This is a genomic window from Streptomyces sp. UW30 (assembly GCF_008042075.1).
Classification (GTDB): Bacteria; Actinomycetota; Actinomycetes; order Streptomycetales; family Streptomycetaceae; genus Streptomyces.
On record NZ_RDBN01000038.1, the window covers coordinates 1 to 20161 of the forward strand.

At 72.9% G+C, this 20161-nt stretch carries 15 protein-coding genes; 10 read left to right on the top strand and 5 right to left on the bottom strand.

The window, feature by feature from the left end; all coding sequences use genetic code 11:
• Positions 1-409 precede the first annotated feature (409 nt).
• The 8 genes from EAO75_RS29145 to EAO75_RS29180 are packed head-to-tail and all read left to right on the top strand — an operon-like array spanning position 410 to position 8395.
• On the top strand, positions 410-835 hold the full coding sequence (locus EAO75_RS29145; RefSeq protein WP_147998131.1) for a hypothetical protein: 426 nt from the start codon (positions 410-412) through the stop codon (positions 833-835).
• Positions 832-2085, top strand: coding sequence for an NADH-ubiquinone oxidoreductase-F iron-sulfur binding region domain-containing protein (locus EAO75_RS29150; protein ID WP_147998132.1), 1254 nt, complete (start codon positions 832-834; stop codon positions 2083-2085). The genes EAO75_RS29145 and EAO75_RS29150 overlap by 4 nt, the downstream gene beginning before the upstream one ends.
• 56 nt (positions 2086-2141) lie before the next feature.
• Entirely contained in the window at positions 2142-2333 is a 192-nt protein-coding gene (locus EAO75_RS29155; RefSeq protein ID WP_147998133.1) for a ferredoxin, read from the top strand.
• Between the two features lies 1 nt (position 2334).
• Positions 2335-4389, top strand: a complete 2055-nt coding sequence (locus EAO75_RS29160) for an acetate--CoA ligase family protein (RefSeq protein ID WP_147998134.1) — start codon at positions 2335-2337, stop codon at positions 4387-4389.
• Positions 4390-4428: 39 nt separating this feature from the next.
• Positions 4429-5601, top strand: coding sequence for an acyl-CoA dehydrogenase family protein (locus EAO75_RS29165; protein ID WP_093909953.1), 1173 nt, complete (start codon positions 4429-4431; stop codon positions 5599-5601).
• Between the two features lie 30 nt (positions 5602-5631).
• On the top strand, positions 5632-6804 hold the full coding sequence (locus EAO75_RS29170) for an acyl-CoA dehydrogenase family protein (protein WP_147998135.1): 1173 nt from the start codon (positions 5632-5634) through the stop codon (positions 6802-6804).
• A 32-nt stretch (positions 6805-6836) separates the two neighbouring features.
• Positions 6837-7739: a 3-hydroxybutyryl-CoA dehydrogenase gene (locus tag EAO75_RS29175; protein ID WP_147998136.1), complete on the top strand. Its 903-nt coding sequence runs from the start codon at positions 6837-6839 to the stop codon at positions 7737-7739.
• A 44-nt stretch (positions 7740-7783) separates the two neighbouring features.
• Positions 7784-8395: a TetR/AcrR family transcriptional regulator gene (locus EAO75_RS29180; RefSeq protein WP_147998137.1), complete on the top strand. Its 612-nt coding sequence runs from the start codon at positions 7784-7786 to the stop codon at positions 8393-8395.
• 24 nt (positions 8396-8419) lie between these two features.
• On the opposite strand, the gene EAO75_RS29185 is transcribed toward EAO75_RS29180, so the two are convergent.
• Together EAO75_RS29185 and EAO75_RS29190 are read right to left on the bottom strand one after the other, a co-directional pair.
• On the bottom strand, positions 8420-10870 hold the full coding sequence (locus EAO75_RS29185; RefSeq protein WP_147998138.1) for a SpoIIE family protein phosphatase: 2451 nt from the start codon (positions 10868-10870) through the stop codon (positions 8420-8422).
• Between the two features lie 176 nt (positions 10871-11046).
• Positions 11047-13122, bottom strand: a complete 2076-nt coding sequence (locus EAO75_RS29190) for a SpoIIE family protein phosphatase (protein WP_187284625.1) — start codon at positions 13120-13122, stop codon at positions 11047-11049.
• 193 nt (positions 13123-13315) lie between these two features.
• Here EAO75_RS29190 and EAO75_RS29195 point away from each other — a divergent pair, with 193 nt between their 5' ends.
• Positions 13316-16690 (top strand): pyruvate carboxylase, encoded by a 3375-nt coding sequence (locus tag EAO75_RS29195; RefSeq protein WP_147998139.1) that lies wholly within the window; start codon positions 13316-13318, stop codon positions 16688-16690.
• A gap of 189 nt (positions 16691-16879) precedes the next feature.
• Complete coding sequence (locus EAO75_RS29200) at positions 16880-17707, top strand: aminoglycoside adenylyltransferase domain-containing protein (RefSeq protein WP_147998140.1); 828 nt, start codon at positions 16880-16882, stop codon at positions 17705-17707.
• Positions 17708-17730: 23 nt separating this feature from the next.
• Here EAO75_RS29200 and EAO75_RS29205 read toward each other — a convergent pair whose 3' ends face one another.
• The 3 genes from EAO75_RS29205 to EAO75_RS29215 all read right to left on the bottom strand — a co-directional run bounded on the left by EAO75_RS29205 (position 17731) and on the right by EAO75_RS29215 (position 20141).
• Positions 17731-17985, bottom strand: coding sequence for an EF-hand domain-containing protein (locus EAO75_RS29205; protein WP_147998141.1), 255 nt, complete (start codon positions 17983-17985; stop codon positions 17731-17733).
• Between the two features lie 72 nt (positions 17986-18057).
• Positions 18058-19140, bottom strand: a complete 1083-nt coding sequence (locus tag EAO75_RS29210) for a FecCD family ABC transporter permease (protein ID WP_147998142.1) — start codon at positions 19138-19140, stop codon at positions 18058-18060.
• Positions 19137-20141, bottom strand: a complete 1005-nt coding sequence (locus EAO75_RS29215; protein ID WP_147998143.1) for a FecCD family ABC transporter permease — start codon at positions 20139-20141, stop codon at positions 19137-19139. The genes EAO75_RS29210 and EAO75_RS29215 overlap by 4 nt, the downstream gene beginning before the upstream one ends.
• Positions 20142-20161 lie beyond the last annotated feature (20 nt).

Sequence of the window (20161 nt, forward strand, 5' to 3'; positions counted from 1 at the left end):
GGTCGTCGAGGGGTTCACGGGGGTCCTCCTCCGCGCCGCGCTTGCGGCGATGGGCGGTGAGGGATGGGCCGGGACAGGGGCAGGTACGGCTTCCGGACCTGCCACGATCCGGCTGACTGATTGGTTAGTCAGAGTGGGACCGCGACGGAGGCAAGTCAAGACTTGTGGGCTGACTAATTAGTTAGTTAGTCTCTGGGCAGGCAGATGGCCCGGCTTGCAGACAGATGCCCAGGCGCACTCCGCAAGCCCGCGGGCCACCAGTCCGCGCCTCGTCAGGTGTCCGGATCCGGACACCCACCACAGCTCCCCGCCCCTCGCGTCACGGCAGCGGAGCATCCCCGTCCCACGTCATGGGCGCGCCACCCCCGTCTCCGGTCCACTCGGCGACGGAGCGACCCCGGAGGCACGCATGAGTGCTCACCGCAGTCTCGTCTGGCTCGGCCTCACGCCGGAGCCCGAACAGGAGCTGCCCGCCGCGGTGGCCGCCCTGCGGTCCCCGGCGGCCGGCCGGCCACCGTCGGCCCTCGTCGCCGCCGAGCGCCACCGCGTCGAGCGGCTCGTGCTGCGCGGCACACAGCGCGGCTGGCTGCGCTACCTGCGCGAGGTCACCGACCTGGTCGTCCAGGCCGCGGGCTCCCGCCGTGCCGACCCGGGAGCGGCCCTGCTCGCCGGCGAGGTCGTCCTCGACCACCACCGCATGCTGATCGGCCTGCCCGGGGCGGGTTACGACCGCACCGCCCCCCAACGACGGGACCTGGAGCGGGCGTTGGCGCGCCTCAGGGCTCGCCCCGAACCCGCGCTCGCCGGCCCCTCCGAGCCCTGGAGCACCATATGACCGGCGTGTTCTCCCTCCTCCCCGAAGGGCGGACGGGCCTCCTCGTCCCGTCCCTGTCCGAGGCCGGGCTGCCCGGCGGCGAGGACATCGACGGATACCTCGCCGAGGGCGGCTACGCACCGCTGGTCGCGCCCGACCGGCTGCTCGGCCGCATCGCCGCCGCGGGTCTGCGCGGCCGAGGCGGGGCCGGCTTCCCGGCCGCGGTCAAGCTCCGTACCGTCCGGGACGCACCGGGCCCGCGTGTCATCGTCGCCAACGGGGAGGAGGGCGAGCCGGGCTCCGTGAAGGACCGCTGGCTGCTGCGGCACCGCCCGCACGTCGTCCTCGACGGACTGCGGCTGGCCGCCGCCGTGACCGGCGCCGGACGCGGCTTCGTCTACCTCTCGGACGCCGAAGCCGAGCGGGCCGTGCGACGGGCGCTCGCCGAGAGTGCCCCCGAGCTGCGCATCGACGTGGTGCGGACGGAGCACACCTATGTCGCGGGGGAGGAGACCGCCGTCGTACGGCGCGTCGACGGCGGCCCGGCGCTGCCCACGGCGAAGCCGCCGCGCCCGTTCGAGAGCGGTGTCGGCGGCGCGCCCACCCTGGTCGCCAACGTGGAGACGCTGGCCCGAATCGCCGTGATGTACTCGCGCCCCGACGAGGCGGACGCCGTCGCGGGGACCCACCTGGTGACCCTCTCGGGCGGCGGCGAAGGTGATGCCGCGCTCGTGGAGGTGCCCGTCGGCGCGCATCTCAAGGTCCTCGCCGATGTGTGCGGGCACGGCAGGGCCGAGGCGGTGCTGCTGGGAGGCCTGTTCGGCGGGCTGTACGGCGAGGGCTGGACGGACCTGCCGCTCGACCACGACAGCCTGAACGCGGCCGGCGCTGCCCTCGGCTGCGGAGCACTGCACTTCCTGCACCCCGACGACTGCCCGGTCGCCGTCGCCGTCGAGGCCGCCGCCTATCTCGGGGCACAGAGCGCCCGGCAGTGCGGGGTGTGCCTCTCCGGCACCGGGGCGATGACCAAGGCCCTCTCCGCCGTCGCGAGCGGGGAGGCGAGCCACGACACGGTCGCCAAGCTGCACCGCTGGTCGCAACAACTGCCCGGCCGCGGGGCCTGCGCACTGCTCGACGCCGCCGCCCGCGTCGTCGCCACCCTCCTCGCCCACTTCCCCGACGCGGTCGACGCCCACTGCCGCTCCGTCTGTCCCGCCTGCGCGGGCCCGGCACCCGAGGACGGGCGCCGCTTCACCGTGACCGTGCCCTGAGCCGGATCCCGGCCCTCCTCCCACCCCAGACCTCGCCGCGCCGAAAGGACCGCACCGTGAAACTCCTGCTGGACTCCACCCGCTGCCAGGGCTACGGCCTCTGCCAGGAACCCGCACCCGAGCTGATCGACCTCGACGAGTGGGGTTACGCGCAGATGCGCGCGACCGAAGTGCCGCCGGGCGGGCAGGACGCCGCCGAGGCCGCCGTCGCCGCCTGCCCCAACTCCGCGCTGAGGCTGGTGAAGTGACATGGGACGTGACCTGTCGGCCCTGTTCGACCCCGTATCCGTCGCCGTCGTCGGAGCCAGCGACGACCCCGCCAAGTACGGCCACGCCATCGCGGCCCAGGCCATCCGAGCAGGCGGCCGCCGCCCCGTCCACCTGGTCAACCGGCGCGGCGGCACGGTCCTCGGCCGTAGCGTCGCGCCCAGCCTGAGCGCGATCGGCGAATCCGTCGACCTGGCCGTGGTCTCCGTGCCCGCGGCCGGCTTCGAGGACGCCGTCGACGAGGCGCTGCGGTGCGGAGCACGGGCGATCGTCGCGATCACCGCCGGGTTCGCCGAGACCGGCGACGCGGGGCGCGCCCGCCAGGACGCCGTCGCCGAACGGGTCCGCGCCGCCGGCGCCGTGATGGTCGGGCCCAACTGCCTGGGCCTTGCGGACAACACCACCGACCTCTTCCTGGCCTCCGACACCTTCACACCCGGCGGTGTCGCGCTGCTGAGCCAGAGCGGCAACCTCGCCCTCGAACTCCAGCTCCGCTTCCGCCCGCACGGCCTCGGCTTCTCCCGCTTCGTCTCGCTCGGCAACCAGGCCGACGTCACCCTCGTCGACCTGCTCGCCGACTGCGCCCGGCACGAGGGCACCCGGGCCATCGCCGTGTACGCCGAGGACTTCGGCGACGGACGCGCCTTCGCCGAGGCGGCCGCCGACGCCGGGAAGCCCGTGGTGCTGCTCACCGCCGGACGCGGGGACGCCTCCGCGCGCAGCGCCCAGTCGCACACCGGCGCGCTCACCACCTCGGCCGACGTCGTCGCCGCCGCCTGCCGGGACGCCGGGGTGGAACTGGTCGCCACCCCGCGCGAACTCACCGTCGTCCTCGCCGCGTTGCACGGCGGACGCCGGGCGGCCGACCGCCGGGTCGCCGTGCTCACGGACGGCGGCGGACACGGCGTCATCGCCGCCGACGCCGTCGAGGCGGCCGGGCTGACCGTGCCCGAACTGCGCGAACCGACGCGGGAGCGGCTGCGGGACGCGCTGTGGGAACAGTCGGCCGTCGCCAACCCGGTGGACCTCGCCGGGATGGGCGAGCAGGACCCCGGCTCGTACGCGGAAACGGTCGCCGCACTGCTGGCGGCCGAGGAGACCGACGCCGTACTCGTGACCGGCTACTTCGGCGGCTACGCGGCCGCCGAGGGCGGACTCGGCGGAGGGGGCAAGGCCCTCGCCGACGGGGAACAGGCCGCCGCACACCTCATAGCCGCCCGGCACCGCGCCACCGCCAAACCCCTGGTCGTGCAGTCGATGTACCCCGATTCGCCCAGCTGTCGCACCCTCGCCGCCGCCGGTGTGCCCGTCTTCGGAGCCACCGAGGACGCCGCTCGCGCACTGGCCGCCGCGGCACAGGGCGCACGGCGCACCGGCGTGACGCCCCTGCCCCCTCCCGCGACCCCGTTGCGCGAGAGCGGCTACCTGGAGACCCGCAGAGCGCTCGAAGCGGCCGGACTCGCCTTCCCCGCCGCCCGCGAGATCCACGACGAGGCCGAACTGCTCGCCGCGACCGAGGAGTTCACCGGCCCGTACGTCCTCAAGGCCCTGCACCTGCTCCACAAGTCCGATGCCGGGGGAGTGGCACTGGGCCTCGCCGGCCCCGACGAACTCCTCGCCGCCTTCCGCGAGATGCACGCCAAGCTCGGTGCCTCCTCCTACTCCGTGGAGGCCATGGCGGACCTCACCGACGGCATCGAGCTGATCGTCGGTGTCAACCGGGACCCCCGCTTCGGCCCGGTCGCCATGGTGGGCCTCGGCGGAGTGCTGGCGGAGGCACTGCACGACATCGCCTTCACCCTCGCCCCCGTGCCCGCCGACCGCGGCCTGCACCTGCTGCGCGGACTGCGCACCGCCGCCCTGCTCGACGGGGTGCGCGGACGCCCGCCCGTCGACATCGACGCGGCCGCGCGCGCCGTCGAGACGATCACCGCGTTCGCCGCCGCCCACCCCGAGATCGCCGAGATCGAGGTCAACCCCCTTCTCGTACGGCCCGACGGGGCTCTGGCCCTCGACTCCCGCGCCGTACTCGCCTGACCGAGCCGCACCCGCCCGACCGACCTGGAAGAGGTCCCCATGGACATGCGCTACACCCCGGAGCAGGCCGACCTGAAGCGTCGCGCCGCCGAGTACGCCCGACTGCTGATGCGGTACGAGGACCAGTCCGAGCAGGCCGGCGGACCCCTGCCGCAGCAGCTCGTCACCGAACTGACCCGGGCCGCCATGGACGCCGGCGTGTACGCCATCAACATGCCCGCCGAGTGGGGCGGCGCCGGGCTCAGCCTGCTCGACCAGGTCATCGTCGAGGAGGAGTTCGGCAAGGTCACCAACTGCCTGTGGGACATCCCCTGGCGGCCCGCCAACGTGCTGGCCTACGGCGACGAGCGGCAGCGCGAGAAGTACCTGCTGCCGGTGATCCGCGCGGAGAAGTTCGACGCGTTCGCGGTGACCGAGCCGGGCGCGGGGTCCGACCCGTCCTCCGGCACCTCCACCGCCGACCGCACCGACGGCGGCTGGGTGCTCAACGGCGAGAAGTGGTTCGTCACCTGCGGCGACATCGCCGACTTCCTGCTGGTCCAGGCGGACGCGGGACCCGAGCGGCAGCCCACGCTGTTCTTCGTGGACCGGGCCGCGCCCGGCGTCGAGATGACCAGGGTCCCCCACTTCATGCACTCCGCCGTCAACGGGCACCCCGAGTTCACCTTCACCGACGTCTTCGTCGCCGACGAGGACGTGCTCGGCGGCGTCGGCAACGGCTACGAGCTCACCAAGGAATGGTTCACCGACGAACGCCTGATGATCGCGGCCCGCACCGTCGGCGCGGCCGAGCGCGCCCTGCAACTCGCCCGGGACTGGGCCGTGGAGCGCGAGCAGTTCGGGGCGCCCATCGCCTCGTACCAGCTGATCCAGGGCATGCTCGCCGACTGCGCCGTCGACATCGCCGTCAACCGCGCCTACACCCACCAGGTCGCCTGGGAGGCCGACCAGCCCGGCACCGACCGGAAGACCCTGCACGCCAAGGCCTCCACCGCCAAGCTCGCCGCCAGCGAGGCCGCCGGCCGGGTCGCCGACCGGTGCCTGCAGATCTTCGGCGGCCGGGGCTACGACCGCACCTACCCCGTCGAGCGCATGTACCGCGAGCTGCGGGTCGACCGCATCTGGGAGGGCACCTCCGAGATCCAGCGGCTGATCATCGCCAACGAGCTCATCAAGCGCGGCACGCGCGCCCTTGCCCTGCCCACGCACTGACCCGACGACCCTTCATCAGCGAGGACTTCCATGGACTTCCGCCTCACCCCGCGCCAGGTTCAGCTCAAGGCCGACGCGCGCGCCCTCACCGACTTCATCGCCACCTACGAGACCCAGTGCGAGGAGGCCAACGGCCTGCCCGCCGACGCGCACGCCAAGGTCCGGGACGCCGTCCTCGACGCCGGACTCCAGGCCGTCAACATGCCCGCCGAGTGGGGCGGCGCCGGACTCACCATCGCCGAACAGGCCACCGTTCAGGAGGAGTTGGGACGACTCACCGGCGCCCTGTGGGACATGGTGTGGCGCCCCGCCAACGCGCTGCGGTTCTGCACCCCCGAGCAGCGCGAGCGCTTCCTCGTCCCGGTGATCAAGGGCGAGCGCCGCGACTGCTACGCCGTCACCGAGCGCGGCGCCGGATCGGACCCGCAGAACCTCGCCACCACCGCGACCAGGAACGACGCAGGCTGGGTGCTCAACGGCGAGAAGTGGTTCGTCACCGTCGGCGACCACGCCGACTTCATGATCGTGCTCGCCGCGGCCGGCCCGGAGCGCGCACCGACCCTGTTCCTCGTCGACAAGGACACCCCCGGCATCGAGATGACGCGCGTCCCGCGCTTCATGCACACCTTCGTGTACGAGCACCCCGAGTTCACCTTCACCGATGTGCAGGTGGGCGAGGACGCCGTGCTCGGCGGCATCGGCGAGGGCTACGACATCACGCGCTCCTGGTTCACCGAGGAGCGCCTGATGATCGCCGCCCGCACCATCGGCGCCGCCGAGCGGGCGCTGGAGCTGTCCCGGGACTGGGCCGTGGAGCGGGAGCAGTTCGGGGCGCCGATCTCCTCGTACCAGCTGATCCAGGGCATGCTCGCCGACTGCGCCGTGGACATCGCCGTCAACCGCGCCTACACCCACCAGGTCGCCTGGGAGATCGACCACGCGTCGGCCGAGGACCGCAAGACCCTGCACGCCAAGGCGGCCATCGCCAAGCTCGCCGCGAGCGAGGCATCCGGGCGCGTGGTCGACCGGTGTCTGCAGATCCACGGTGGCCGGGGCTACGACCGCGCGTACGCCGTCGAGCGGCTCTACCGCGAGCTGCGCGTGGACCGGATCTGGGAGGGCACCTCCGAGATCCAGCGGTTGATCATCGCCAACGAGCTCATCAAGCGGGGCTCGGGGGTCCTGGACCTGCCGGTCGCGTGACGCGTGCCGCAACGGACGAGAGAGGGAGACCGATGACCGACATCAAGCGCGTGGGGGTGGTGGGCTGCGGTCTGATGGGCGCGGGCATCGCCGAGGTGTGCGCACGGGCCGACGTGCCGGTCACGGTCGTGGAGCGCGACGCGGAGYCSGCCCGCGCGGGCCGTCTCCGCGTCCTGCGCTCACTCGACCGGGCCGCCGCGAACGGCAGGATCGACGCCGGGCGACGGGACACCGCCGCGGCCCTGATCACCGTCGTCGACGAGATCGAGGCCCTGCACGACCACGACCTGGTGATCGAGGCGGTCGCCGAGGACGAGGCCCTCAAGGTCGACGTGTTCACCCGCCTCGACTCCGCGGTCACCGGGGAGCACACCATCCTCGCGACCAACACCTCCTCGATCCCGGTCATCAGGCTCGCCGCCGCGACGACCCGCCCCGATCGCGTCGTCGGAGTGCACTTCTTCAACCCCGTACCGGTCCTGCGGCTCGTCGAACTCGTGCCGTCGCTGCTCACCTCGCCCACCACCGCGGCACGGGCCGAGGAGTTCGTGACCGGCACGCTCGGCAAGGAGGTCGTCCGCACCCGGGACAAGGCCGGGTTCGTCGTCAACGCGCTGCTCGTGCCCTATCTCCTGGCCGCCGTCCGCATGGTGGAGTCGGGCAGCGCGACCGTCGAGGACGTCGACCGCGGTATGGTCCTCGGCTGCGCGCACCCCCTCGGCCCACTGGCCCTGACGGACCTCATCGGCCTCGACACCACCCGGGCCATCGCCGAGTCCCTGTACGCGGAGTTCCGTGAGCCCCAGTACTCGCCGCCTCCGCTGCTGTCGCGGATGGTGGAGGCCGGCCTGCTGGGGCGCAAGTCCGGCCGGGGCTTTCATGTGTACGACGAACAACCGGGGCGTGAGGTACCGGTACCGGCGAGGCGGCCGTGAGGGAAGATGGTCATGGCCTACCACCGAACGAGGGGAGCGGCAGGGTGTCGACCAAGGTGCGCACGGCAGACACACGCGAGCGCATCCTGACCGCGGCGTGCGAGGTCATCGCCGACATCGGTTTCGAGAAGATCCGGATGCGCATGGTCGCCGAGCGGGCCGGGGTGTCGACGGCGCTGCTGCACTACCACTTCGACACGCGCGAGAAGCTGTTCACCGAGGCGATGACGCACTCCTTCGCCAACACGGCCCTCGACGTCGAGCGTGACGCGGAGACGGTACCGACGGCGGTCGTCCTGGCCCGCATCCTGCGCAACCTGCTGCCCACCGACCCCGAGCTCCACCAGGACTGGCGGCTGTGGCAGGAGCTGTGGGTGCGGGCGCTGCGCGACGAGACCACCCGCGTCTTCGCCGTCGACCTGTACGCCCAGCTGCATGGCTGGGTGTCCGACGCGATACGGCGCGGCATCGCCTCCGGCGAGTTCACCCCGACCGACGTGGACGACCTCAGCACCCTCGTCCTGTCCCTCAGCGACGGCTACGGCATCCGCCTGATGCTGCGCGACCCGACGGTCACCCTCGACTCGGCCCTCACCTCCATCTGGCGCCACGTATCCACCGCACTCGGCCTGCCTGCCGCTGTGCCGACGCAGTGAGCCCGCCGGGCATCAGGACGCGAGTCAGATGGCTGGGGCGTCCCGGTCCGGCGTCAGTGGCTGCTCGGTCCAGATGGTCTTGCTGTTGCGGCCGTAGCGCGTGCCCCAGCGCTCCGACAGCTGGGCCACCAGGAACAGGCCGCGTCCGCCCTCGTCGGTGCTTCGGGCCTGGCGCAGATGGGGCGAGGTGCTGCTGGAGTCGGAGACCTCGCAGATGAGATTGCCGTCCCGGATCAGCCGCAGCACCAGCGGGCCGCCGGCGTACCGGTAGGCGTTCGTGACCAGCTCGCTCACGATCAGCTCGGTGGTGAAGGCCAGCTCCTCCAGCCCCCACTCCGTCAGGCAGTCCGTCACCAGCGTCCGGGCCCGGCCGGCCGCGGTGGGCTCGGCCGACAGCTCCCACGTGGCCACGTCGTCGGCCGCCAGCACCCGGGTACGGCCCAGCAGCAGGGTGACGTCGTCGGCGGGTACGTCCGGCAGCATCGCGTCCTCCACCGCCTTGCACGTGTGCTCCAGCGACCGGGCCGGACCCGCCAGCACCTCACGCAGCAGGGTCAGGCCCTGGTCGATGTCGCGGCCGTCGGCCAGCAGCAGACCGTCGCTGTACAGAGCGATCAGGCTGCCCTCGGCCAGTTCGAACTCGGCCGTCTCGAACGGCAGCCCGCCGAGGCCGAGCGGCGGCCCGGCGGGCACGTCGACGACCGGGTGCGATCGGCCGTCCGGCCCCAGCACCGTCGGCGGCGGGTGGCCCGCGCGGGCCATGGCGCAGTGCCGGGAGACCGGGTCGTAGATCGCGTACAGGCAGGTCGCGCCCACGATCTGAGGGGCGCTCTCGTCCGTCTGGCGCTGTTCGGTGGCCAGCTGGTCCACCAGGTCGTCGAGCCGGGCGAGGACCTCGTCCGGGTCCAGGTCGAGGTGCGCGAGGGTCCGCACCGCGGCACGCATCCGGCCCATGGTGGCCGAGGCGTGCATGCCGTGGCCGACCACGTCGCCGACGACGAGCGCGACACGCAGTCCCGACAGCGGGATCACGTCGAACCAGTCGCCGCCCACTCCGGTGGAGGCCCGCGTCGGCAGATAGCGGTGAGCCGTCTCGACCGCCGGGTGCTCGGGCACCTCACCCGGCAGCAGGCTGCGCTGGAGGGCCTCGGCGGCGTTGTGCTGCTGGGTGTAGCGACGGGCGTTGTCGATGCAGACCGCGGCCCGGGCGGCGAATTCCTCCGCCAGCGTCAGATCGTCCTCCTCGAACGGCTCCGGCTGCACCGAGCGCCACAGACAGACCAGTCCGAGGACCACGCCGCGCGCGGCCAGCGGCACCACCAGCAGGGAGTGGACACCCAGCGCGCGCGCCCGCGCCACCCGTTCCGGCTCGGCGGCGCTCCATGCGGACTCGCCCTCCAGCGTGGCCAGCAGCACCGGACGCCGGTCGGCCATGCACCGCGCCGGCGCGGTGTGCTCGGGGAAGGAGAACAGGTGGCCCTCGGGATGCATCACCGTCGACGCCTCGGGCTGGATGCCGCGGACCGCCATCCTGCGCAGGGGGCCCATGGCATCGGGGGCCGGCTCCTCTCCACGCGTCACGGGCTCCAGCAGATCCACCGAGAGGGCGTCGGCGAGCTCGGGAACCGCCGCCTCGGCCAGCTCACGCGCCGTCGTGGCCACGTCCAGGGTCCTGCCGATCCTGGTGCCGGCCTCGTTGAGCAGCGCGAGCCGGCGACGGGCCCGGTGACGGTCGGTGACGTCCTCCACGATCTCGGTGACGCCCAGCACCCGCCCGGACGGGTCCTGCATCCGGAAGGCCGAGATGGAGATGAACAGTTCCCGGTTCGGGTCGTGCAGCAGCCGGGCGCGCTGCTCGGCAAAGATCACGGGCCGACCCGTCTCCAGGACCGACCGGAGCTTGCCCTCCGCCAGGTCCGCGTCGGGGCCGAACAGGAACTCCGCGGCGCGCCGCCCGCGGTAAGCCTGTGGCGGCAGTCCGCCGAAGCGTGCGACCGCCTGGTTCACCCGCAGAATGCGCAGGTCCGGGCCGAGCACCACGACACCCACCGGGGACCGGGCGAAGAGGCCGTCGAGTACGGAGCGGTCGATCTCCCACTGGGTGATGTCCTGGGCGAGCGAGCCGACGAGCAGCCACTCGTCGGCGGATTCCAGGCGGCGTACCCGCCGGGCCCTGAACCCCACGTACACGCGGCGACCCGAGCGGTGGCGCACCGGCAGCAGCCCGAACCAGCCGTGCTCGCGCAGGCACGCGGCGGTCGCCTCGGCGATCAGGGCCTCGTCCCCGTCGGAGACCAGGATCTCGCGCACCGTGCGGCCCAGCACCTCGTCGGCCTCGTACCCGAGCACCGCGGTGGCCTGCTCGCTCCAGGCGACGACCCGTCCGCGGCGGTCCAGAACGGCCGACGCGGATCGGTGGACCGAGAACGGATCGTCCGGGCTCTCGCTGAGCCACGTCGGGGATGTGTTGTGCATCGCCCACCCATCTCGCGCCGTTCGCGTCGCCCGTGGCGCGGCGTCCCCGGCGCTCCTGCCTTTCCGAGTGACTGGCTGTGCAGCGGCTGACTTTCAGTATCGGCGTTGCGGGCTCCTCGCGCCTGGTCGTCACGGACGGCAGGGCGGCGCTGCCGCCGACGGTCCCACGGGCCGGCTCACCGGGGCAGCGCCCGGGCGAGCAGCAGCGCCACGTCGTCGTCCGCCACCTCGGGCATGACGTGGGCCAGGAGGTCGTCGCAGACCTGGTCCAGCGGCTGCCCCGGATGCCGCAGCGCCCGCGCCAGACGACGCATGCCCTGGTCGAGGTCCGTGCCGCGGGTCTCGATCAGGCCGTCGGTGTAGATCACCAGGAGGCTGTGCGGGGCGAGGAGTATCTCCTGGACCTCGCCGACCTGCCCGCCCACGCCCAGAGGCGGGCCCGCGGGTCCGTCGAGGAAGGCGACCGTGCCCCGCTCGTCGGCGACCACGGGGGGCGGGTGACCGGCCCTGGCGATCAGACAGCGGCCGTCGGCCGGATCATGCACGGCGTACAGGCAGGTGGCCATCTCGTTGTCGCCCAGGTCCGCCACGGCGGCGTCCAGGGAGCGCAGCACCTGGCCGGGCGCCGTGTCCCGGCGTGCCAGGGTGCGTACGGCGGTGCGCAGCTGGCCCATGACCGCCGCGGCGTGGATGCCGTGCCCCATGACGTCCCCGATCACCAGCGCGGTCCGGCCGCCGGACAGGGCGATGGCGTCGAACCAGTCGCCGCCCACCTCGTGGTCGCCGGCCGGCAGATAGCGCCCGGTGAGCTCCAGTCCGCTGACGGCGGGCAGGGAGGGGTTCATCAGGCTGCGCTGAAGGGTGAGCGCCGCGTCGCGTTCCCGGCTGTACATGCGGGCGTTGTCGATGTTGAGCGCCGCCCGGGCGACCAGCTCGTCGATCAGCAGCGTGTCCTGGTCGTCGAAGGGCTCCCGGTCCCTGGTCCGGGTCACCACCACCGCGCCGAGCACCGTGCCCCGGGCCACCAGCGGAATCAGGCGCGCCGCGCCGACGCGGGTGCGCAGGTACTCGCGCAGCCGGTCGGCGTCGGGGGTGTGGACCAGCGGGCCGATGTCGGACAGGTACAGGTTCATGGGACGCCCCGCGCTGATCACCTGCTCGTACACCGAGCCGGGCGGGACCTGGATCGTCATGCCGACCGCGAGGTGGTCGGCCGGCGCGGCCGGATCCGTGAAGGCCGCCGCGGCCCGCCGGACCACGCCGTGCGCCGAAGCGGCGGTCTCGTCCGGGGCCACCGCCTCCTCCAGCAGCTGGACGTCGGCGGAGTCCGCGAGCCGCGGCACCAGGACGCGGACCACTTCCTGCGCCGTCTGTTTCAGGTCCAGCGTGGACCCCATCTGCGTACCCGCCTCCGCCAGCAGCGCGAGGCGCCGACGCGCCCGCTGCGCCTCCAGATGGGCGCGCTGTTCCCGCGTGACGTCGATCAGTGAGGCGATCACCCCGGCGCGCTGCCCGCCACCCCCGAGCAAGGGGGCGTACGAGCAGGACCACGTCCGCTGCCGTTCCGGATCTGCCGTGGCGCTGGTGTGGCGGAAGTCCACGACCGCCTCGCCCCGGTCGAGGACCTGCCGCATCACCGACTCCAGCCCTTCGGTGCCGGGGGCGATGTCGGTCACGCGACGGCCGATGTGCTCCGCCACCGCTACGCCGTCCATCCGGGCCAGAGCCTCGTTGACCCGCAGGAACCGCAGGTCGGGACCGAGCATGGCCAGGCCGATGGGGGACTGGGAGAAAAGGCCCTCCAGCGCCGCCAGCGCATCGCGCATCCGCTCCACCGCGGAGGTCTCCGCGGCGATGGCCAGCACACCCGTACGCCCCCGCGCGTCCTTGATCGGGCAGTGCCACATCTCCATGTCGACCTGGGTCCCGTCGCGATGCCGGACCGGCAGCCGTGCGACCACCGCCGCGCCCGTCACCACCATCCGGGCCAGCCGGTCCGCCAGCTCGTGGTTCTCCTCGGGCACGAGGACGCGTTTGGCGTCCTGCCCCACCATCTGCTCCGGCGTGTGACCGAGCAGGTCCTGCGCGGCCAGCGACCACTGCACCAGGCGCCCGTCGCCGTCGACCACCCACAGGGCGAGCGGCAGCAGATCCTCGAACACGCTCGCGTGTCCCACCGCGGACGTCAGCCGCGCCGGCAACTCGTCGATCGCGTCGTGCGGACGCGTACCGCGGTGAATCGCGCCGGCCATGAGGGCACCTCGCTTACACCCGCCCTGACCACAGGAGGCTCAAGGACAGCGTAGGCCCGTCCGGTCCCTGAGGAACCCGCGGTGACCGTGACCTGGCGCCCGTCGACTGGCGAGTGGCCCGGCTCACATGGCGTGATGGGGGGAGCCGCCGACACCATGGGTGTCCGTCACCGGCAGGCTGAAGGGATCAAGAATGTTCCGCAAGGTGCTGGTCGCCAACCGCGGTGAGATCGCGATTCGCGCTTTCCGCGCAGGCTACGAGCTGGGCGCGCGCACCGTCGCCGTCTTCCCGCACGAGGACCGCAACTCCCTGCACCGGCTGAAGGCCGACGAGGCCTACGAGATCGGCCAGCCGGGGCATCCGGTGCGGGCCTATCTGTCGGTCGAGGAGATCGTCCGTGCGGCGCGCCGTGCGGGAGCGGACGCCGTCTATCCGGGCTACGGATTCCTGTCCGAGAACCCCGACCTGGCCCGGGCCTGCGAAGAGGCGGGTATCACGTTCGTCGGACCGAGCGCGGACATCCTGGAGCTGACCGGGAACAAGGCCCGTGCGGTGGCCGCCGCACGCGAGGCCGGCGTGCCGGTGCTGGGGTCCTCGGAGCCGTCCACCGACGTGGACGAGCTCGTCCGTGCCGCCGACGACATCGGCTTCCCCGTGTTCGTGAAGGCCGTCGCGGGTGGCGGAGGCCGCGGTATGCGCCGGGTCGAGGATCCCGCGCAGCTGCGGGAGTCCATCGAGGCGGCGTCCCGTGAGGCGGCGTCCGCGTTCGGCGACTCCACCGTGTTCCTGGAGAAGGCCGTCGTCGAGCCCCGCCACATCGAGGTGCAGATCCTCGCCGACGGGCAGGGCAACGTCATCCACCTCTTCGAGCGGGACTGTTCGGTGCAGCGCCGCCACCAGAAGGTGATCGAGCTGGCGCCCGCGCCGAACCTCGACCCGGAGCTGCGCGACCGGATCTGCGCCGACGCCGTGCGCTTCGCCCGGCAGATCGGCTACCGCAACGCCGGCACCGTGGAGTTCCTGCTCGACCGCGAAGGCAACCACGTCTTCATCGAGATGAACCCGCGCATCCAGGTCGAGCACACGGTGACCGAGGAGGTCACCGACGTCGACCTGGTGCAGTCGCAGCTGCGCATCGCGGCCGGCGAGACGCTGGCCGACCTCGGCCTCGCCCAGGAGAGCATTACGCTGCGCGGCGCCGCGCTCCAGTGCCGTATCACCACCGAGGACCCCGCCAACGGCTTCCGCCCGGACACCGGCCGCATCAGCGCCTACCGTTCGCCGGGCGGCTCGGGCATCCGCCTCGACGGCGGCACCACCCACGCCGGTACGGAGATCAGCGCGCACTTCGACTCGATGCTGGTCAAACTCACCTGCCGGGGCCGGGACTTCAACACCGCGGTGGGGCGCGCCCGGCGTGCCGTGGCCGAGTTCCGCATCCGCGGTGTGGCCACGAACATCCCCTTCCTGCAGGCGGTGCTGGACGACCCCGACTTCCGGGCCGGCCGGGTCACCACGTCGTTCATCGAGCAGCGCCCGCACCTGCTCACGGCCCGGCACTCCGCCGACCGCGGCACCAAGCTGCTCACCTACCTGGCCGACGTCACCGTGAACAAGCCGCACGGCGAACGGCCCGACCTGCTCGAACCGTTGACCAAGCTGCCCGCGCTGCCGGCCGGTGAGCCGCCCGCCGGGACCCGGCACAAGCTCGCCGAACTCGGCCCGGAGGGCTTCGCCCGCTGGCTGCGCGCCTCGCCGACCATCGGCGTCACCGACACCACGTTCCGCGACGCCCACCAGTCGCTGCTCGCCACCCGGGTGCGCACCAAGGACATGCTCGCCGTCGCCCCCGTGGTGGCCCGCACCCTGCCCCAGCTGCTGTCCCTGGAGTGCTGGGGCGGCGCGACCTACGACGTCGCCCTGCGCTTCCTCGCCGAGGACCCGTGGGAGCGGCTCGCGGCCCTGCGGGAGGCCGCGCCGAACATCTGCCTGCAGATGCTGCTGCGCGGCCGCAACACCGTCGGCTACACGCCGTATCCCACCGAGGTGACCGACGCCTTCGTGCACGAGGCGGCGGCCACCGGCATCGACATCTTCCGCATCTTCGACGCCCTCAACGACGTCTCCCAGATGCGGCCCGCGATCGAGGCCGTACGGGAGACCGGCACAGGCGTCGCGGAGGTGGCCCTGTGCTACACCTCCGACCTGTCCAACCCGGCCGAGCGCCTGTACACCCTGGACTACTACCTGCGCCTGGCCGAGCAGATCGTGGACGCCGGCGCCCATGTGCTGGCCGTCAAGGACATGGCGGGCCTGCTGCGGGCACCGGCCGCGGCGAAGCTGGTCTCCGCGCTGCGCCGGGAGTTCGACCTGCCGGTGCATGTGCACACCCACGACACCGCGGGCGGCCAGCTCGCCACCTACCTGGCCGCGATCCAGGCCGGCGCGGACGCGGTGGACGGCGCGGTCGCGTCCATGGCGGGCACCACTTCGCAGCCGTCGCTGTCGGCGATCGTGGCCGCGACCGACCACTCCGAGCGGCCCACCGGCCTCGACCTCAAGGCCGTCGGCGATCTGGAGCCGTACTGGGAGAGCGTCCGCAAGGTCTACGCCCCCTTCGAGGCGGGCCTCGCTTCCCCGACCGGCCGTGTCTACGACCACGAGATCCCCGGCGGGCAGCTGTCCAACCTGCGCACCCAGGCGGTCGCGCTGGGCCTCGGGGACCGCTTCGAGGAGATCGAGGCGATGTACGCCGCCGCCGACCGGATGCTCGGCCGCCTGGTGAAGGTGACCCCTTCGTCGAAGGTGGTCGGCGACCTCGCCCTGCACCTCGTGGGCGCCGGTGTGTCCCCGAAGGACTTCGAGGCGGAGCCGGACCGGTTCGACATCCCCGACTCCGTCATCGGCTTCCTGCGCGGCGAGCTGGGCACCCCGCCCGGCGGCTGGCCCGAGCCTTTCCGCAGCAAGGCGCTCCAGGGCCGCGCCGAGGCCAAGCCGGTGCAGGAGCTGAACGCCGACGACCGTGAGGGCCTGTCGAAGGAGCGTCGTGCCACGCTCAACCGGCTGCTGTTCCCGGGGCCGACGCGCGAGTTCGACACGCACCGGGACACCTTCGGCGACACCAGCGTGCTGGACAGCAAGGACTTCTTCTACGGGCTGCGCCCGGGCAAGGAGTACTCCGTCGACCTCGAGCGCGGTGTGCGGCTGCTGATCGAGTTGCAGGCGGTCGGCGACGCCGACGAGCGGGGCATGCGCACCGTGATGTCCACCCTGAACGGCCAGCTGCGGCCGATCCAGGTCCGCGACCGGTCGGCGGCCTCGGACGTCCCGGTGACGGAGAAGGCCGACCGGACCAACCCCGCTCATGTGGCGGCGCCGTTCGCGGGCGTGGTGACACTGACGGTCGCCGAGGGGGACGAGGTGGCGGCCGGTGACACGGTGGCCACCATCGAGGCGATGAAGATGGAGGCCTCGATCACCGCCGCGAAGGCGGGCACGGTGGCCAGGCTGGCCATCAACCGCATCCAGCAGGTCGAGGGCGGCGATCTCCTGGTCGAACTCGCCTGAGCCGAGAGCCGTCCCGCCCCGCGCAGGGGAAGCATCTGCGCGGGGCGCGGGCGGACCCGCCGGGTCGGACGTAGGCGCAGAGCACCTGCGGGCGTGAGCGTCACGGTGCGGCTCTGCCCGGGCGGGATCGGTCCGGATGTTCTCGGCACGCGTCGATGTGAGGCGGTGACCGGCACCGACACTGGCGGTATGACCCGGACTCCCGCGGAACCGCACTCCGTCCCCGCCGAACTCCGCCCCTACCTCCAGGAGGTCGTCCTCGGAGCGCAGGCCGTGTGCGGACCTCATCTGGTGAGTGTCGTCGCGGTCGGCTCCGTCGCGCTCGGCGACTACCGGCACGGGCGCAGCGACACCGACGTGACGGTCGTCGTGGACGCACCCCGCCCCGGGCGGATGCTGTCCGACCTCGCCGCCGCGCTCACGCACCCCGCGCTGCCCTGCCCCGCCACCGGACTGGAGCTCGTGGTCTACGACGAGGAGTTCGCGGCCCGTCCGTCCGGCGAGGGCGGCTATCTGATGGACCTCAACACCGGGCCGCTGTTGCCGAGCCGGGTCAGCTTCGACCCGGCCGAGTCGCCCGCGTTCTGGTACGTCATCGACCGCTCCGTCGCCCATCGGTCCGGGCTGCCGCTGTACGGCCGCCCACCGCGCGACGTGATCGCCGAACCCGAACGCGCCGACCTGCTCACCGCCCTGCGCGCCTCGGTCCGCGAGCACAGCACCGCCGAGGGACATCTCGCGGACAACCGGGTCCTCAACGGCTGCCGCTCGGTCCGGTTCTGCCGCACGGGCCGCTGGCAGGCCAAGCGCATGGCGGCCCGGGCGGTCGCCGCGTCCGAGGAACGCTTCCGACCGCTCATCGCCGCCGCGCTGCGCAGCTACGAACGCCCTCGCACCGCCGCGACCGCACTGCCCGCCACCGACGTACAGACCTTCCTGGCGTGGGTTGCCGAAGGCGTCGGCGAGGCAGCCTCCGCGGCTGGGAACGGGCGCCCGGACGAACCGGTGGACGACTGATCGTGCTCCCCGGGGCTCCTGGCTCAGCGCCAGCCGAACCGGCGGTCCACCACCGCCGCGAACTCCTCCAGGGTCAGCACCTCGTCCCCGTTCTGGTCGGCGGCGTCGAACAGTGCGGAGGAGGCGTCCTCGTCGCCCAGGCCCCAGACCGGCAGATCTCCCGACGCGGCCAGCGACGGCCCCTTCGTCCGCAGGGCGATGATCACCTCCGCGCGCGTCAGGGTCCCGTTGTGGTCGAGGTCGAGTGCCTCGAACAGCTTGCGGGCCTTGTCACTCATCGTGTCACCTTCGTTCCTGTCGGCAGGCCGACCTGCCACCCCGTTACCAGACAAGAACGCCATTGCGCCCCTTCAGGTTCCCTCGCGGGCACGGCGAGTGCGAGCAATCAGCCACATCAGATACGGCGCCCCGACCGCCGCCGTGAGCACGCCCACGGGCAGCTCGACCGGTGAGAACAGGCGGCGGGCCAGCAGATCCGCGACGACCACGATGGTGGCGCCGGTCAGAGCGGAGGACAACAGCGGGATCTGGGCGGTGCGGGTCAGCCGGTGGGCGATCTGCGGGGCGAGCAGCGCCACGAAGTCGACCGGGCCGGCGGCGCCGGTCGCCACGGACGCCAGCACGACGCCGAGCGCGGTGAGCCCCAGCCGGACGGGACCGAGCCGTACCCCCAGCGCGGTCGCCGTGCTGTCGTCGAGGGAGACCATGCGCTGGGCGTGCGCCGCCCACAGCAGCACCGGGACCAGCACCGCGAGGACCAGGGCGAGGGGCGCGGCCTGGTCGTAGCCCCGGCCGTTGAGCGAACCGGTCAGCCACACCTTGGCCTGCTGGGCGACCAGATAGTCGCCCTTGGTGAGGAACAGCCGGGTCAGCGAACCGAGCGCGATCGACACGCCGATCCCGACGAGGACGAAGCGCGTGGCATGCAGTCCGCCCCGCCAGGCGAAGGCGTACACGAGTGCCGCCGCCGCGAGCCCGCCGGCGACCGAGACATAGGGCAGGACGGCGTACGACGTGAGCCCGTACGTCATCGCGGTCACCGTCGCCGCGCCCGCCCCGTGCGTGACGCCGATGACGTCCGGACTGGCGAGGGAGTTACGGGCTACGGCCTGGATCAGCGCGCCGGAGACGCCGAACGCGGCGCCCACCAGCAGCCCCGTCACCAGCCGGGGCAGCCGGAGCGTGCCGACGACCAGCTCGTCCGGGCTCGGCTGCCCGAGCAGCACGTGGACGACCTCGGTCGGGGCGACGAACGACTCGCCCACGCACAGCGACACGACGGCCGCCACCGCGAGGACAACGACGAGCAGGACCGCCACCGCGCACGCCCGGCGGTGCAGCAGGAAGCTGCCGTCCCCGACGCGGACGACGGTGTAGCCGGCGGGGCGCAGCCGCCGGACGGCGGGAACGGTTCTTTCGAGGGACTGCGTCATGCCGGCACCGTCGCCTTCCTCCGTACCAGCGCGACCAGGAACGGCACGCCGAGCAACGCCGTCATCACCGCCACCGGAACCTCCGAGGGCGCGAAGAGGACACGGCCCAGCACGTCCGACACCAGGATCACCGAGGGGCCGAGCAGCGCCGACAGCGCCAGCACCCAGCGGTGGTCGGCTCCCACCAGCGCCCGCGCGATGTGCGGGACGGCCAGCCCGACGAACGCGATCGGACCGGCCACCGCGACGGCCACCCCGGTCAGCACCGTCGCGGAAAGCGCGCCTACGGCCCGTACGAGCGCGACCCGGTGCCCCAGCCCCCGGGCCACGTCGTCGCCGAGCGCCAGGGCGTCAAGACCTCGTGCCACGACGGCCACCAGCACCAGCCCCACCAGCAGGAACGGCCAGGTCTGCGCGACGACTTCACCGCCTCGGCCGCCGATCGAGCCGACGTCCCAGAAGCGGAACTCGTCGAGGGCGCGGGCGTCGGTCGTGACGATGGCGGAGACCACGGAGGCGATGAACGCGTTCATCGCGGCCCCGGCCAGCGCCAGCTTCACCGGCGAGGCACCCCCGCGCCCGCTGCCCGCGACCGCGTAGGCGGCCACCGCGGCGAGCCCCGCGCCGGCGAACGCGAACCAGACGTATCCGCTCGGCGTGTGCACCCCGAGGAACGCGATGGCGCACACGACGCCCAGCGCGGCGCCCTGGCTGACACCGAGGACGCCGGGCTCGGCGATCGGATTGCGGGTGATGCCCTGCATGACCACCCCCGCGACCGCGAGGGCTAGGCCGACCATCACGCCGATGACCGTGCGCGGGACCCGCAGCGCGCGCACGACCTGCGCGTTGTCGCCGGTGCCGCCGCGCAGCAGGGCGTCGAACACCTCGGCCGGGGCGATCTGCCGGCTGCCGAGGGCGAGGCTGAGCAGGGCGGCGAGGAACAGCAGGAGCATGCCCGCGACCGTCCAGGCGATACGGCGCCGGGTGGCACGGGACATGCGGTTCCTCTTGCTGTTGT